This is a genomic window from Streptomyces sp. NPDC008313, assembly GCF_042956125.1.
GTDB lineage: Bacteria > Actinomycetota > Actinomycetes > Streptomycetales > Streptomycetaceae > Streptomyces.
This window is the reverse complement of record NZ_JBIBFR010000008.1, coordinates 16,290-32,091: the sequence shown is the minus strand read 5'-3', so window position 1 is coordinate 32,091 and position 15,802 is coordinate 16,290. Positions and strand designations below refer to the sequence as shown.

The following is a 15,802-nucleotide window of genomic DNA, read 5'->3' as shown; positions in this document are numbered from 1 at the left end:
ATCGGCGTCGCCGTCCGGCCTTGAGCGGCGATCGTCGCCCCGCGCGGGCCGTCGCCCACGCCCTCGGCATCGGCGGCGGCTCAGCGGCCGCTTCGCAGTCGGCGTACGGCCAGCACGGTGGCGCACAGCACGGTGACCACGCCCGCGGCCAGATGCACCCCGGTTCCGGCCCCGGTGTAGGAGGCCACCGTGTTGCCGATGACGCTGACCACGAGGACCACCCAGAGCACGGTGCGGGCCACTCCCCCGTCGCCGTCGCTCTGCGGTGCAGCAGCGCGGACGGAGACCGGCGGAAGATGTGCGGGATCCGGGTAGGTCATGGCTGCTCCGTGAGGTGTGAGGGGAAACAGTGCGAGGCCTTCGACGCTACGGACCGGCGTGCTCGGCGCCGATCCCTCAGGCAGCCGGACCTGTGGTACAGCAGGCTGTACCTTTTGCTCCCATCCCTCCACACGTGCCACCACGGTGCATAGGGTGACGACGTACTGATGGGCCGGTGAAAGGCGAAACGTGACCGCCCGGCACAAGCACATCCCTGCCTCCCGGATCCGGCCCGGTTCGGGTCAGTCCTGGCAAGAGGCCGTCGGCGACGCCGTGTCCGCCCCGCTGGCCTCGCTCAGGCAGCTCGCGGGAGGCTTCGGAACGGCCCTGCTCGCCCTGGCGCTCCTCGGCCTTCTCGCGCTGACGGCCGTTGCCTGCCTGGCGGGTGTCGGTCTGCTGCTCGCGCCTGCCGTGCTGCGCGCCCTGCACACGCTCGCCCGCCGCGAACGCGCCCGCCTGTCCCGCCGCGGCGTCGAGATCGTCGCCCCGGACCCTGCCCCCACCCGGTTGCGGCTCGCTCTGGCCGATGACACCACCCGCCGTGAGCTGCGCTGGCTGACGGTCCATGCCACGTTCGGCCTGTTCACCGGGCTGATCGGAGTGCTGCTGCCCGCCGTCGCCGTTCAGGACACCACCTACCCCCTGTTGTGGCTGATCTCCCCCTCGGACCCCACGAGCACATCCTTGGGCTTCGGAACGGCGGACTCGTGGGCACAGGCGTGCCTGGCGTCTCTGCTGGGTGTCGGGTGGATCGCCATCGCCCTGGGCCTGGGGCCCGGGCTGGCGCGCCTGCAGTCCCGGCCCGCCGTGCGCCTCCTCGCGGCCGGTCCGGGCACCGATCTCTCCCTGCGGATCGCCGAGCTGACCGCGACACGGGCCGCCGCGCTGGACGCCCACGCCGTCGAACTGCGCCGCATCGAGCGCTCCCTGCACGACGGCACGCAGAACCGCCTGGTAAGCGTCACCGTGCTGCTCGGCGCGGCCCGCCGCATGGTGACCCGCGACCCCGCCGGCGCCGAGGAACTCCTCGAACGCGCCCAGTCGGCCGCCGAGCAGGCACTGGCCGAACTGAGGGCCGTCGCGCGCGGCATCCTGCCGCCCGTTCTCGCCGACCGGGGACTGACCGGAGCGCTGTCGGGGCTGGCCGCGAACAGCGCGGTGCCTTGCGGGACGGACGTCGACCTGCCGGAGCGGTGCCCCGCGTCGGTCGAGGCGAGCGCCTATTTCGTGGCGGCCGAGGCTCTCACCAACATCGCCAAGCACAGCGGCGCCACCCGCGCCACCGTCACCGTCCGCAGCCGCGGCGGCCGGCTCCTGCTGCGCGTCGAGGACGACGGCCGGGGCGGCGCCGACGAGGACGGCGGCTCCGGCCTGAGCGGCATCCGACGCCGCATCGCGGCACACGACGGTGTGCTGCGCCTGACCAGTCCGCACGGCGGACCGACCATTCTCGAGGTGGATCTTCCATGCGGATCGTGATGGCCGAGGACGACCCCTGGAACTGCCGGGCTTCACGACGCTGGACAAGATGGCCGCGTGGGTGCGTAGGCGGGTGGAGGGCGAGATCTGCGCCAAGGTCGCGGCGCGGATGGGCCTGGCCGCCCAGGACCGTGTCGCCCGGCTCCTGGAGGTTGTCGCCGGTGAACACCGCAGTGGCTTCGACTGGGTGAAGGAGCCAGCGCGCCGGGCGACCTGGTCGCGGTTTCGCCTGCACGCGGAGCGGATGGAGCGCCTGGACGAACTGGGGGATGCCGGATGGTGGGTGGAGGGCGTCGCTGCGCTGGCCGCGCAGGCACGTGTGCTCAGCGTCGGGGAGATGAAGGACATCGCGGAGCCGCGCCGCACAGCGATGCTCGCCTGTCTGATCGCGGAGACGCGGGCGGAGGCCCGGGATGACTTCGTGACCATGCTCTGCAAGCGCATGGCCCGCCACCTCAAGCGCGCGGAGGAAGAGCTCGGGTTGATCGAGCAGCGGCACAAGGAGACTACCGAGCAGCTGCTGGTCGCCTACCGGGACGTGCTGGCCGTCCTCAAGGACCCCGTCGGGGATGGGGCCGAAGGCTCGCTGGACGATGTGCTGGCGCTCAAACGGGCGAGAGAGATCGTTGAGGAAGCGGGCGGGTTCGACGTCCAGCTCGACCAGCTCGAAGTCCTGGCCGCGCACCACGGAAACAACTTCACGCCGCTTGTGGAACGCTTCTTCCGCCCGGACAGACCGACCATGTTCAAGCTCGCCCGGATGCTGGTCTTCAGCACGACGTCGCAGGACCGCGCGCTGCTGGACGCGTTGGACCACGCGCTGGCCCATCAGCACCTGACCCGTCCGCTGATCCCCGACACCCCGCACCGGGCCGGCGCAGGTCCGGACGAGGGCGAGGAGGGCGGACCGGTACCGCTGGATCTGTCGTTCGCGTCGAAGAACTGGCTCAAGAGCGTCTACGCCAAAGACGAGCCGGGGATGCTGGTGCGCCGGCACTTCGAGGCGATGGTCTTCACCTACCTCGTGGAGGAGTTGCGCTGCGGCGACATCGTGGTGGTCGGGTGCGAGGAGTACGGCGACTGGACCCGCATGCTCCTGGACTGGGAAACCTGCGTATCGAAGGTGGAGGAGTCCTGTGCCCCGGCCGGCCTGCCAGACACGGCGCACGGGTTCACGGCGCACCTGCGGCAGCAACTGACCGATATCGCGGCCGAGGTGGATGAGGGCTATCCAGACAACGCCGACCTGACGGTGGATCCGCTGACCGGGGTGCCCTCTCTCAAAGCACGCCAGGGGGCGGACCGGACCGCCTCGGCCGAGGCGGTCGATGCGGAATTGTCGCGGCGGCTACCGGCCCGCAGCGTGCTGGAGCACATCGCCCGGGCGGCGCACTGGACAGAGTGGCGGCACCGCCCGCGCCCGCAGTCCGGCTCGGATCCGAAGGTGAAGAACCCGCTGTCGGTACACCGTCACCGCGTTCACCTACGGCTGCGGGCTCGGCGCCGCCCAGGCTGCCCGGCACATGCGCGGGCAGGTATCCGCACACGAACTCGGCGCGATAGCCCAGCGGCACTTCACGCCGAAGAACCTTACTCGCGCCGGTGCCGACGTGATCGATACCTACATGCAGCTGGACCTCGTCACCGCGTGGGGTGACGGCTCGGTCGCGGCGGTGGACGGCACTATGATGGACACCGTCATCGACAATCTCCTCGCCGAAACCAGCATTCGGTACGGAGGATACGGCGGTATCGCCCACCATCTGGTCGCCGATACCTACGTGGCCCTGTTCTCCCGGTTCATCCCCTGCGGAGTCTGGGAGGCCGTCTACCTGATCGACTCCCTCCTCGCGAACGAGTCGGCCACCAAGCCCGGCACCGTGCATGCCGATACCCAAGGCCAGTCCTTCCCGGTCTTCGGCTCGCGCACCTGCTGGGTATCGGCCTGCTCCCACGGATACGCAACTTCCACGACCTGACCTTCCACCGCCCCCACCCACAGGTGCGCTACCAGCACATCGACGCCCTGTTCTCCACCGACCCGCGCACCGCGATCAACTGGGACCTCATGGAAAGCGAGTGGCCCACCCTCCTGCGCGTGGCCATGTCCGTCAAGGAAGGCAGTGTCTCCTCGGTCACCCTGCTACGGCGGCTGAACAACCACTCCCGCAAGAACCAGATCTACCGAGCCTTCCGCGAAGCAGGCCGCGCCGTCAGGACCATCGTCCTGCTGCGCTACCTGTCCGACCCCGTCCTGCGCGAGCAGATCAGCCGGGCGACGAACAAGGCCGAGGCATACAACGGCTTCACCAAGTGGCTGCACTTCGGCTCCCACGGCTATCTCCGCAGCCGTGACCCGGAACTCCAGGAGAAGGCCATCAAGTTCCTCGACCTGGTCGCGAGTTCGGTGATCTTCTCCACCACCATCGACATGACCGAGCAGCTGCGCCAGATGGCCACCGAGGGCTGGACCATCCTCGGCGAAGACCTCACCGCCATCAGCCCGCACCGGCGCGACAACGTGCTCCGCTTCGGCGACTACGACACCACCACTCTCCACATCCCACCCGGAACCTACGACGCGGCCTTCGCCCCTCACCAGCCCTGACCCCCGTCTCACGTCAGCACGTTTATCAGCGGGGCCAGACCCGAAGGTGGTACGGCCGGTGTACCGCGTCGTGCACGCGCAGGTCGCGGCGGCGCGGAAGTACCTTGGCCGTTATGGTCAGGGCCCGCAGGGCGCACCGGCCGTGGACCGATGGCGTGGCTCGTCGCGGCGCCACGGCGGTCAGAATGTGGCCGGTCTGCAAGCCAGGTAGAGAGTGCCTGGATCAGGTGTCTCCCATGAAGAGACAGGTCGACCTACTGGTGGTGGGCTGCGTCGTCCGGCGTGTCCGGCGTGTCCGGGGTGAACAGCCGGTGGACGGTCTCCATGGCGAGGGAGGCCCGGGGGTATCCGAGGTAGATGGCCAGTAGTGCCATCAGGGCGGTGAGCGCGTCCTTGTCGAGTCCGTGCTGCTGGGCCAGTCGTAGGTGGGTGTCCAGACGGTCTCCGGCCACGCCTTGGGATGTCAGGGCGGTGATGACGGCGATGTCGCGGTCGCGTTGGGTGAGAGCGGGATGCGTCCAGGCGGCCCCGCCGGCTGCGTGCAGTTGCTCTTCGGCAAACGGCAGCCCGACACGCGTGGCGAAGGCGGCAGGTACGTCCTGCTCAGGTACGTCGAAGATCTTGGCGTAGACCGAGATACCGCGCTCGCGCCGGCGGTGGGATTCCAAGGCGACCGGGCTCACTGCATCCGGTCCGATCTGTGTGCTCATGACGTGGTGCTCCGTCTTTGGGGCCCTGGGCGTCGGGCGAGTGCACCCCGTGTCATGGCCCGTTGCGGATCAGGACACGGGTGACGCCGACGCAGGGCGGCTGAGTTGTTGTGGATGTGCCGCGGTGGTCTCAACTGATGGCGTCGGCGTCGTAGAAGGCCCGGGCGGCGGAGCTGATCCATTCGGGCCGTTCCCAGGTGCTCCAGCGGGTGCGGGCGCCCTGGTCGATCGTGGCCGCCGTCTCGTCGGCGGAGAGGCCGGCAGCCCGCAGACGACCGGCTTCGTCACGGACGTACATGAGGAAGTCACGGACATCGCCGATCAGCGACACGTCGGTCACCTCGCCGTGCCCGGGGACCACGACCTCGGGGCCAAGGGCGATGAGCTCGTCGAGCACGCTGATCCAGCGCCCCGGAGCGACGTCTGTGTCGTGCGGCGGGAAGTACGGCGTGATCGGGAAGATACGGGTCTCGAACAGGTCGCCCCCGAACAGCACTCGGTCGTCGATGAGCACGACCTGGTCGGAGGCGGTGTGCGCCGGGCCGACGGTGCGCAGCACCGCCGTGCGGCCACCGAGGTCGATCTCGGCCTGGCCGTCGTAGACCAGGTCGGGGTCGACGAGCTCGACACCTTCGAGTGCGCCCGCGACGTTCGGGCCCAGTCCCCGGAACATGCCGAGGTAGCCGGAGCCCTTGCGGTGCAGCTCGTCGCGCTGCCCGCGGTTGTAGACGATCGTCGCGGCGCCCTTGAATGCCTGCGCGCCGAAGCCGTGCTCAGGGTGGAAGTGCGTGAGGGTCAGGTACAGGCGCCGCTCACCGGCAAGACGTCGGGCCTGCTCCAGGACGTACGCACCGTTGGCAGGACCCATGCCGGTGTCGATGACCAGCGCGGCCTTCTCGCCCACGACGATGCCCACGTTGGGGACGAGCTCCACCCGCTGGTCGGGGATCACATGGACACCGTCGGCGACCTGGACCGGCTCGCCGCGCACGATCGGCGCCGGCCCGCTGCTCACCTCGGGCGCGCCCTGCGCGGTCGGCTCGGTGCTCGCGGTACCCGGCGAAGGTTCGGTGGTGGACATGGCCACACTCCAATCTAATCAGTGCTCAGATTGATGAGGTCTCGACCGTAGCACTCAATCTGAGCGCCGTTAAGATCTGGTCATGAGTAAGAGGCAGTACCACCACGGAGAGCTGCGGAACGCCCTGCTGGACGCGGCTGAGGCGCTGGTCCGCGAACATGGAGTCGTGGGCTGGTCACTGCGGGAGGCATCGGCCCGGGTCGGAGTCAGCCCGAGCGCCGCCTACCACCACTTCGCCTCACGCGATGCACTGGTCAACGCCCTGTCGGCGCGGGTGCTCGCCCGGCTCGGGGAACGTATGAGCAGCGCCGCCGCGCAGGCGGCCGGACCGGGCGTCGACGCCCAGCAGGGCATGGTCGCAGCAGGCTGCGCCTACGTCCGCTGGGCGCTGGAAGCCCCGGCGGTCGCCCGCCTGGCCTTCGGTTTCGGGACCCAGCACGCTGAAGTAGTGATCGCCCCGCACCCGCACGACGTGATCGAAGCCGAACTCGACCGGCTCGTCACCACCGGCGCCCTCAACGCCACCGCCCGCCCCGGAGCCGACTTCACCATCTGGGCAGCCATGCATGGACTCGCCACCCTCCTCGCCGACGGGCTCATGACCCTCGACGGCCCCGAAGCCGCCGACCAGCAGACACAACGCCTCCTTCGGGCTGTTCTCACTGGCCTCACGCAAGAGACCGCACCACCCCAGCACCGGCCGACAGCACACTCCGCTCACACCGAGCGCCGGACCAGGCGGCAAGACAACAGCACCACAGACGAGCCGTCGGTGACCGCCCCAACCCGGCCGCAATGATGCTGGTCACCCTGCCCTTGCCGCAGTGTCCTCCACCGCACCGCGCGGGCTTGGCACCGCAACAGATACGAGGTCGAGCCGTTTGTCATGTCGAGGCGGAGGGTGCCGGGGTCATGATGTGAGGACGAGCTTGCCGCGGAGACCGCCCGCTTCGGTGAGGCGGTGAGCCTGCGCACCGTGCTCGATGGGCAGGACCTCGGCGTTCCGGATGGTGAGTTCCCCCGTCGCGACGCGGTCGATGATGTCGGTCAGCTGGGCGCCGTTGGGCCTCGCGTGTACGCCCGTGACGGTGATGTCGCGTTCGGGAGCCGGGGCGACGGCTGCCGCCGCGGAGACGAAACTGCCGCCGTCGCGGACAGCGCCGAGCAGCGGTGCGCCGATGAGGGCAGCGTCGAAGGCTTTGTCCACGCCGTCGGCACGAACTTCCGGACGACGGCCAGCCGTTGCGGTTCGTCCCGGGGCAGCACGTGCTTGACGCCGAGGCAGGTGACGTAGGCCTCGTCGCCGACGGACGCCACCGTCACGACCTCGGCGCCGTCGGCCCCGCATGCTCCCGGACAGCGGTGGTGGGCGTCGACGTCCCCGACGGGCTCCTCACCCCGGACCTGGCGGTAGCCGCGACGCAGACGCCGACGTCACCCCCAGCGCCTGGGTCGTCGGCCGGAAGACGAAGCCCGTTCTGCCCGCCGCGGCGGGCATCCCCCCTCTGCTGGCGCCTGAAGCTGGAGCCCGCGCGAACACCTCCACCAGTGCACCGCCGCCTCACTTCTCGCCACCGATTGGCCCGACACGCTGCCCGCGGTCGTTCTCGCGCGATCCGCCAGGCCCCGGCTCCCACGTGAACCTCATCACTCTCCGTGATGGCCATGATCCGTCGCCCCGATCGAAGTCCCGGAGAACAGGCCGTGGGCAGTTGGAGGAGATATCCGCGAAGCGGCCCCCGCGGGGGCCGCTTCGCGGATATCTCCTCCAACTGCCGATGTCGCCGTCCTCGACGTGCGGATGCCGCCGACACACACCGACGAAGGCCTCCGGGCGGCTGTCGAAGCGCGCCGTCGTCATCCGGGGCTCGCCGTGCTCGTACTGTTCGCACACGGGGAGCAGAGCTTCACCACCGACCTGATCACCGGCGGCATCGGTTAGCTCCTCAAGGAGCACGTCGGGCGGGTGGAGGAGTTCCTCGACGCGACCCCTGGGGACGTCGGCCGTGAGGGGAACCGTGGTGGCCTCGGCCAGTTCGAAGAGCAGGACCGCGCCCGCCGCGCCGACGACAGTGATCAGTGGGGTGATGTGCCGTCAGCGCGGCGGGACAACGTCCGCTCAGGTAGGTGTCGGCGTCAGGACCGGTGTCAGCAGCAGTCGCAGTACAGGAGGTCGGCGGTCTTCACACCGTGGCCGTGACCACTGGCCTGGGAGGCGAAGGCCGCCTTCTGGACGGGGGTCACCGCGCCCTTGACCTCGACGGCGATGCTTTCGCCGTTGAAGGCGCCGAAGGAGAGCGCCATGGGCGTCTTGCCCCCCTTGTCGGTGGGGAACGTCCGCAGGAGTGTCTTCTTGCCGTCGGCGGCCACGGAGTACGCCTGGTACACGGTGTCCGCCTTGAGCCCACGCGCCTGGAGCTGGATCATGTCCAGTCCGGCCACGGGGCGGACGGTGGCCTCAAGGACGCGGCCCTTGACCGGGTCGAGGGTGTCGCCGGCGGTGCCGTCCGGCAGGGTGGTCGGCACGTTGTGGGCCTGCTGGCCGAGGCCCTGGTGGCCGAGGCCGGGAGCGCTGCCGGGCCGGTCGGTGGCCTGGGGGGCGTACACGATGGCCTGCGGTTCCTGACCGGACGCGATGGTGTGAACCACCTTGTTGCTGACCGTGTCGATGACGTCCACCGCGTCGGACTTCTCCAGGCCGACGTAGAGGCGGGAGCCGTCGCCGCTGGCCCAGGCGCCGTGCGGGGCGTGTCCACCGTTCTTGATCTTGGTGATGAGCTGCGGGGAGCCGCTGGTCCGCTTGTAGACCCAGGTCTCGTCGAGCCCGCCCATCGTCAGGTAGACGAACTTCCCCTTGCGGTTGTCGACGAACTGCGGGTGGTTGGTGTCGGGGCCGGTACTGAGCACCGTGACGACCTCGTTGCGCTTCAGGTCGAGCACGGTGATCTTGCCGTCGCGCTTGTGCGAGACCCAGATCTGCTTGCCGTCCGGGGAGATGGCCTGGTCGGAGGAGAAGGTGGCGCCGAGCCCGGTGATGCGCTTGGTGATCTTGTGGGAGCGCACGTCGATCACGTCGACTTCGGCCTTGCTGGTGAAGTTGACGTACGCGTACCTGCCGTCGGGGCTCATGAGCACCTTGGAGGGGCCGTCACCGACGCGCACGGTGCCGGTGACTCCGCCGTGCCTGGTGTCGACGATCGAGACGGTGTCCCGGCCCCGGTTGGCGACCCAGAACTGCTTGCCGTCGGCGGTGAAGCTGCCCTCGTGGGCGGCCCGGCCGACGTCGGTGGTGTTGAGGACCTTGTTGGTCCTGGTGTCGATCATGTGGACGGTGTTGCTCGTGACGCTCACCACGGCCAGCAGCCGGTGGTCCGGCGAGTAGGCCAGGCCGTGCACACCGGAGTCGCCGCTGTACTGCGGGCTGAAGGTGCTGCCCACCCGCTGGTCGCCCAGGGCGATCGTCCCCAGCGTCTTGTTGGTGGACGGGTCGATCACCGAGACCGTGTTGGACGTCTGGTCGGCGGTGTAGAGACGGTCCCGGCCCGAGATCGGGATCGGACGGTGCTTGTCCGTGGCACCGACCTTGGACACCGCCGCTTCCGAAGTGGCCTGCGCCATGGAAGCGGCCGCGACACCGCCGCCCCCCACTCCCAGCGTGGCGATCAGCATCCATGTTGCACGACGCGCAGTAGACATTTCTCGTCTCCATTGTCTGTTGACTGACTGTTTTTCGGCCAAGAACGGACCGCCGGGGGTTGTTCCGGGTACGGAGGACCGCCCGAGCGCCCCGGTGAATCCGGCGTCAGTTGGTATGGGTTCCGGCTGTCAGGCCGGTGGTACGGGTTGCGGCTGTCAGGCCGGCCCGGAAGCGGACGGGGAAGGCGGCGACACGGGGATGTGGGTCACCACGTGCCCCGATTCGTCCTCGACCAGCAGGGCGGTGATGGTGTCCCTGCGCATGGCCGTCACCATGTGGGTTGACACGTCCGCGTCGGAATCCGCCCGAACGCTGCCGCCCGGCATGCGCGTGCCCTCGGCGTTGACGGTCATCATCCGGTAGGTCTGGCCCTTCTTGAGCCCCGACAGCACCACCGGCACCTCGGTGCCCCCGGGGCGCTGGACCATGCTTCCGTCACGGACCAGGACCACCGCCGCCGTCGTGGCGGGCGGCTGGTCGTGGTCCTGGTCCAGCGTGAGCGGGACGACGGCAGCGGCCGCCGTGACGAAGGCGGCGGACACGCCCAGGGCGATACGGCGCCGGTAGCGTGGCCCGGCGGCGGGCTTCGGCTCGGCCACGATCCGGCGGATGCGGTCACCCAGGTCGCTGGAGGGCCGTGTACGCGCCGCCGGCGTCCGTGCCCCCGTCCAGTCGGCGAGCGGGTCGACCCGTCGCAGTGTCCGCACCACGTCGTCGGTCTCGGCGGCCTCGCGGGCGCAGTCCGGGCATTCTTCGAGATGCCGGGACAGTTCCTCCGGCAGCGGTGTTCCGCGTAGCTGGAGCTCGGTCAGGATCGGGCGGAAGGGGACGCATTCCTTGTTCATGACGCGAGCCACCCGTTCTCTTCGAGGATGAGCCGCAGGGAACGCACTCCGTAGTACAGGCGGCTGCGCATGGTGGACGCCGGAACACCCAGCTCCTCGCCCAGTTCGGCGCAGGTACGACCGCCGAAGTACACCTCCACCACCGCCTCCCTGTGCTGCGGGCTCAGACGTTCCAGTGCCTCCCCGAGCTGGATCCGCTCGAGAAGCTGATCAACGGGGTCGAACGCCGAGGACGACTCGGACACGGCGTCCCACGAGGAGAAGCCGGTCCCTTCACGGACCTTGCGCCGCCGCATGGCGTCCACCACCGCGTTCCGGGCGATGGCGAACAGCCAGGTCCGCATGGACCCCTGACCCGGGTCGTAACCGCGGGGCGACTTCCAGGCGCGGACGAAAGTCTCCTGGACGACGTCCTCGGCGAGCTGCCGGTCATCCAGCGCCTTGAACGCGAACCCGAGAAGTTCACCGCCGTAGAGCTCGTAGGCGGCCTGCACCTCGCGGTCGGTGCGCAGTGCGGCCGGCTCCGCGTCCTTCGACGCGAACCGTCCACGCAGCCACTTCACAGGGCTACCGCTCACCGACACGGCCGCCCGCATCCCATTCCCCGCACGCTGTCATGGTGCTTTCCATTCCCGGAGACGACGTGTTCACCAGGGGATACGCAGGTCCCGACATCGGTGTTGAAGAGAGCGGAATATTTGTTGGTACGGCCGAGAACACGCAGGTCACATCCTCGCATTCGCCGATCGTCAGTGCACTGGAAGCGTGAAAAATTCGACGGCCGGCAGGATGGCGATCCCCTCCGCGGGCAGGGCGACCCAGCTGCAGGTCGATCGCGCGACCCGGGCCGACGCGGTGATCCGGCCCTCATGCGGTCCGCCGGACGCGAGTCCAACGAGACCGCTCGCGGACGGCCGCGGACAAGCGAACGACAACGTTTGACCAATGGCTTACAGAGAGGATTGGTTCCATTGTCCCGATCGGGGACGGGGAAGACGCCACACGACCGGCGGCACACGATTGGGCATCACCCATGCACGGGATCACGGAGGCGGGCAGCGTCCGCCCCGCCCGGCGTCCCGCACCGGACGCCGACCGCGACAGCTTCGTCCAAGGTGTCTACGACCGGCACGGCCCCCCGCTCCTGCGCTACGCGGCACGGCTGTTGGGGGGCGACTGGCACAAAGCGGAGGACATCCTCCAGGAGACTACTGCCCGCGCCTGGAAGCATGCCCACCTGCTGCACGGCCACGACGAACACATCCGACGGTGGTTGTTCACCGTGGTCAGGAATCTGGTCACCGACCACCACCGGGCCATGCAACTGAGGCCGTTGAAGCTGATGCCGGCCGAGGAACTCGACGTGGTCCAGGAGAACTCCGACCACGAACTCACGCTCCACGTGGTGCGCAACGCGCTGCTGGACCTGAACGAGCAGCAGCGGACCGTGATAGGGCTCGTGTACTACCTGGAGTGCAGCGTGGCCCAGGCCGCGGAATACCTCGGCATCCCGCCCGGCACTGTCAAGAGCCGCGCCTTCTACGCCATACGCGCGCTGCGCAAGGCGCTGAAGGACCGAGGTGTGCTCGCGGCATGACCGCACGGCCCGACGGGGGGCGAATCCTTTCGCGCATCGGCGAAACCGGACCGTTGTGCCGGAGGTGGCAAGCAGGATGCCGCCACCGCCTGCGGGGGCGGCGCTCTCGCGGCCTGACCACCACACCAACGGTGTCCGTCGAAGCGGAACATGCTCACACGCGGGGGCCTTGGGGCCTGACGAGACGTGTGCGTCACAAGGAAGACGTCAGGTACTGCAACAGGAGGCTGGTGGCCGAGACGACGATCCACAGACAGGCTCCCAGCAGCAGAGGCCGGGGGCCTGCACGGCGCAGTCCGCGCAGATCGGTCGTCAGGCCGATCGCGGAGAGCGCCATGGTGATCAGGAAGACGCACAGCGTGGTCAGGCCCGAGTGGGCCTGGGACGGGATGAGGCCGAGGGTGTTGGCCAGAGCGGTCAGCAGGAAGCCGACGAGGAACCAGGGCACCAGCTTCAGGACGTTCAGGCGCGGAGCGGGAGCCGGGCGGTCGGTCTCCCCCACGAGGTCGCGGCGCTTGGTCAGCGCGGCCAGCCACAGACAAATCGGGATGATCAGAAGGGTCCGCGTGAGTTTGACGACGACCGCGTACTGCCCGGCCTCGTCGCCGTAGGTCGCGGCGGCGGCGACGACCGAGGACGTGTCGTTGACCGCGGTACCGGCGAAGAGCCCGAAGGACTGCTGACTCATGTCCAGCAGGTGACCCAGGAGGGGGAAGACGAGCACCGCCACGATGTTGAACAGGAAGATCGTCGACACCGCGTAGGCGACCTCCGCGCTCGCGGCACCGATGACCGGAGTGACCGCCGCTATCGCGGAGGCGCCGCAGACACCGGTGCCGACACCGATCAGGGTGCGCAGGTCACGTCCTATGCCCAGCCGGCGGCCGACGAAGTACGCGGCGGCCAGACAGGCCACCAACGACCCCAGCATGACCGGCAGCGAACTTCCCCCGACCCTCACGACCTGAGTGAGCGAGAGCTGACACCCGAGCAGCACGACCGACAGTTGCAGTACGAACTTGCTCGCCACGGTGATGCCTGGTTGAAGCCGCCTTCCTGGGCGCCGCACCGCCGCCACGGCGACGCCGATGACGATGCCGGCGACCGGACCTCCGACCAGGGGGTACCTTCCGCCTGCCGCGGTGGCCACCGCGGCGATGGCAGCGGCGGCTGCCAGTCCCGGCAGCCGCTCCACGAGCCGCCGCGGCCACGGCCCGCCCGGTGCGGCGACCTCCGTACCGGTGGTCCGCTCCGTGGCCGCCCCGATCCGGTCGGGCGCCGTACTGCCGCTGTCGTCACTCATGGCCTCACTGTGGGCAGCCCCTGCCCAGGCCGGTAGCCATCTATTGGTAAGGAGGTCATAGACGAACGGAAAGACCCCACAGGCTGACTGCCGTTCATACGATCGCGCCATGAGCGAGCTTCCAACTGGAAGCGCTCACGACTGCTGATTCTCGTCGCAGAACCAGGCAGCCTCGGCAAGGCTGGCGCTGAAGTGGCCGACCGGTCGCAGCGCTCCCTGGACGGACTCACGGCGTTCATGGCCGCGTGGAAGGGCCAGCAGGTCAGGCTCAACGGCACCCTGCGGGTGACGGCCGGCATGACGGTGGCGGAGTGCCGAGACCCGCCCTGTGTCGGCGACATGCGGTTCAAGCCCTCCTGGACGCCCTGGAGCGGGCCCCGCGCCGGGCCGGAGCAGGGAAAGCCCACCCGCTGCTGGAACGGGGCCCAGTGGACGCCGTACGGGGCCGTGATCGCGGGAACCGCGCCAGTCCTGATCAGTGGACCCGCCTTGGGGACGGGCATCACCGACGGGCCGGCTCGTACAGGTGGGCATCGAGGGTGTGAAACTGCGGAGCCTGCCGGCCGGTCCCTGCCCGCCGCCGCCGCACGGCGGCGGGGATGACCGGGTGCGGCCCCGTCCGATCGGGATGGACCGCACCCGGGCGGCACAGCCCCCTGGGGGGAGTAGAGGCGTGCCACTGCGGGCGAACGTGACGCCCGCACAAGGGGATACGCACGCCCCGCGCCACCTGTTGAAGGAGGCCACTCACAACGGCAGGGTTATGCCCAGCTCCCGCATCGCGTTCGAAGGGGGCCCGCCCTCCGAACGTTCGGTCTTGTAGCCCCTGACGCGGGCGTCGAGGGTGCGGGGGTCGACGGCTTCGGCCGGTGCTCCCCTGGCGTAGAGCCCCTCGGGCTCGGCGTCACGGTCGTGGGGCAGCAGCCAGAAGACCCGCCGGCGAAAGGTGCCGGAGGAACGGGACGCCTTCGCCCTGGGGCTCAACCTGGCGTAGCCGACCATGCGTCCATCACGGTGGTAGGCCGGTTTGCCACCACGAGTAGGCAGCCGGTCCAGGCTCTGGCGAACGTAGTCGAGCGGCCCGACGTCCTCCAGCCACACGAGTTCGCTTTCGTGGCTGATCTCGTCCTCAGTGATCAGGGAACTCATGCCGCCACTTCCCCTCTTCCTCGGTGAGCAGGCCATTACCCGGATAGTGTTCGCGCTGGTCGGACAGGATCACCGCCCTCGGCGAAGCCAGCCCTACCAGTTCTCGAGTACGGGCGGCGAACGCACGTGGAGCCACCGCGGCGCCCGCCCTCGATACCACACACGATACGCGGTGCAGAGGGCCGTCCGCTCTGCACCCGGTTCGCTGCCGAGGCTGCAGCACTCGTCGTGGTAGCGGCCCACACGGTCCTCGGTGCCGGCGTGAGCCGGGGTAACGATTCCGGACCCTGTCAGTGCGGGGACCGAAGTGCGGGCGTCGTACAGCGACTGAAGAAGGCGGCAGCGACTGAACGCCGTTTGGTCGCTGTTCCTGGTCTTCTGAAAAGTCCCAGCTCACAGGCTTGCCTGAACCAAAACAGCGACTGAAGCGACTGAAGGCCTCTATATATCACGCACACGCGCACACATGAGGACGTCATATACCCATACCTTCAGTCGCTTCAGTCGCTACCAGCATCTGCTACCCCATCTGACCTGTACTTTTCGTCTCGCCTCCGCAGCGACTGGCCAGTCGCTGGGTCGCTGTTCCTCAGTCGCTACCCCCGTTCCATCCAGCGACTCAGCGACTGAAGAGACCGAGCACCCCGGGTCTCCGGGCCGTCATCCCCTCGCTAGTGCTGTGCCCGAGAAGGTTCGCCGGGCTGGTGGTTGGGCCGGTTGGTTGGGCGATGAGGCTCGTTTCGACCGCTGGAGGTGTCGTGGCTGAGCCTGTGCGGGTGTGCAGACTGACCGACCAGGAAGGGCAAAAGCTGCAGCAGATTCGTGCGCCGAGGCAGTACCAGCCCGGTGCGCTACGGGCGGGCGATGCTGCTGTTGGCGTCCGCCGGCGGGAACCGCGTCCCGGTGATCGCGCAGCCGGTCCAGACGGACGAGGACATGGTGCGGGAGGTGATACCGGTTCAACGAGATCGGGCTGGCCTGCCTGGACCCTCGGGATGTTCACGCTGGCTCG

Annotated in this window: 12 protein-coding genes and 3 pseudogenes; 6 read left to right on the top strand and 9 right to left on the bottom strand. The window is 69.1% G+C overall.

Annotated elements, in window-relative coordinates; genetic code table 11:
- Window positions 1-80 precede the first annotated feature (80 nt).
- Window positions 81-320, bottom strand: a complete 240-nt coding sequence (locus ACFY93_RS12600; protein WP_391356906.1) for a hypothetical protein — start codon at window positions 318-320, stop codon at window positions 81-83.
- A 274-nt stretch (window positions 321-594) separates the two neighbouring features.
- On the opposite strand from ACFY93_RS12600, the gene ACFY93_RS12595 reads away from it, so the two are divergent.
- Window positions 595-1,800: a sensor domain-containing protein gene (locus ACFY93_RS12595; protein ID WP_391357359.1), complete on the top strand. Its 1,206-nt coding sequence runs from the start codon at window positions 595-597 to the stop codon at window positions 1,798-1,800.
- 1,520 nt (window positions 1,801-3,320) lie between these two features.
- Window positions 3,321-4,408 (top strand): annotated as a pseudogene (locus tag ACFY93_RS12590) (Tn3 family transposase); the annotation flags it as partial.
- Window positions 4,409-4,662: 254 nt separating this feature from the next.
- Here ACFY93_RS12590 and ACFY93_RS12585 read toward each other — a convergent pair.
- Entirely contained in the window at window positions 4,663-5,118 is a 456-nt protein-coding gene (locus tag ACFY93_RS12585; RefSeq protein ID WP_391356904.1) for a carboxymuconolactone decarboxylase family protein, read from the bottom strand.
- 130 nt (window positions 5,119-5,248) lie between these two features.
- Window positions 5,249-6,199, bottom strand: coding sequence for an MBL fold metallo-hydrolase (locus ACFY93_RS12580; protein WP_391356901.1), 951 nt, complete (start codon window positions 6,197-6,199; stop codon window positions 5,249-5,251).
- Between the two features lie 82 nt (window positions 6,200-6,281).
- Between ACFY93_RS12580 and ACFY93_RS12575 the strand changes: the two genes are divergently transcribed.
- Window positions 6,282-6,998, top strand: a complete 717-nt coding sequence (locus ACFY93_RS12575; RefSeq protein WP_391356898.1) for a TetR family transcriptional regulator — start codon at window positions 6,282-6,284, stop codon at window positions 6,996-6,998.
- 111 nt (window positions 6,999-7,109) lie between these two features.
- Here the strand turns inward: ACFY93_RS12575 and ACFY93_RS12570 are convergent, their stop codons facing one another.
- Window positions 7,110-7,547, bottom strand: a complete 438-nt coding sequence (locus tag ACFY93_RS12570) for a zinc-binding dehydrogenase (protein ID WP_391356895.1) — start codon at window positions 7,545-7,547, stop codon at window positions 7,110-7,112.
- Between the two features lie 429 nt (window positions 7,548-7,976).
- On the opposite strand from ACFY93_RS12570, the pseudogene ACFY93_RS12565 reads away from it, so the two are divergent.
- Window positions 7,977-8,138: pseudogene (locus ACFY93_RS12565) on the top strand (DNA-binding response regulator); the annotation flags it as partial.
- Between the two features lie 209 nt (window positions 8,139-8,347).
- On the opposite strand, the gene ACFY93_RS12560 reads toward ACFY93_RS12565, so the two are convergent.
- The 3 genes from ACFY93_RS12560 to ACFY93_RS12550 form a co-directional block, all read right to left on the bottom strand.
- Window positions 8,348-9,895 (bottom strand): beta-propeller fold lactonase family protein, encoded by a 1,548-nt coding sequence (locus tag ACFY93_RS12560; RefSeq protein WP_391356893.1) that lies wholly within the window; start codon window positions 9,893-9,895, stop codon window positions 8,348-8,350.
- 156 nt (window positions 9,896-10,051) lie between these two features.
- Entirely contained in the window at window positions 10,052-10,741 is a 690-nt protein-coding gene (locus tag ACFY93_RS12555; RefSeq protein ID WP_391356891.1) for a hypothetical protein, read from the bottom strand.
- Complete coding sequence (locus ACFY93_RS12550; RefSeq protein WP_391356889.1) at window positions 10,738-11,304, bottom strand: sigma-70 family RNA polymerase sigma factor; 567 nt, start codon at window positions 11,302-11,304, stop codon at window positions 10,738-10,740. Before ACFY93_RS12550 ends, ACFY93_RS12555 begins: the two co-directional genes overlap by 4 nt.
- Before the next feature lie 470 nt (window positions 11,305-11,774).
- Between ACFY93_RS12550 and ACFY93_RS12545 the strand changes: the two genes are divergently transcribed.
- Window positions 11,775-12,338, top strand: a complete 564-nt coding sequence (locus ACFY93_RS12545) for a sigma-70 family RNA polymerase sigma factor (RefSeq protein ID WP_391356887.1) — start codon at window positions 11,775-11,777, stop codon at window positions 12,336-12,338.
- 193 nt (window positions 12,339-12,531) lie between these two features.
- On the opposite strand, the gene ACFY93_RS12540 is transcribed toward ACFY93_RS12545, so the two are convergent.
- Both ACFY93_RS12540 and ACFY93_RS12535 read right to left on the bottom strand, forming a co-directional pair.
- The gene (locus tag ACFY93_RS12540) at window positions 12,532-13,641 is read right to left on the bottom strand and encodes a putative sulfate exporter family transporter (protein WP_391356885.1); all 1,110 of its coding nucleotides are present in this window, start codon (window positions 13,639-13,641) and stop codon (window positions 12,532-12,534) included.
- Between the two features lie 747 nt (window positions 13,642-14,388).
- A complete protein-coding gene (locus tag ACFY93_RS12535) occupies window positions 14,389-14,790 on the bottom strand; it encodes a DUF6009 family protein (protein ID WP_391356883.1) in 402 nt (133 codons plus the stop codon).
- A gap of 758 nt (window positions 14,791-15,548) precedes the next feature.
- On the opposite strand from ACFY93_RS12535, the pseudogene ACFY93_RS12530 reads away from it, so the two are divergent.
- A pseudogene (locus tag ACFY93_RS12530) lies at window positions 15,549-15,784 on the top strand (IS630 family transposase); the annotation flags it as partial.
- Between the last annotated feature and the right edge of the window lie 18 nt (window positions 15,785-15,802).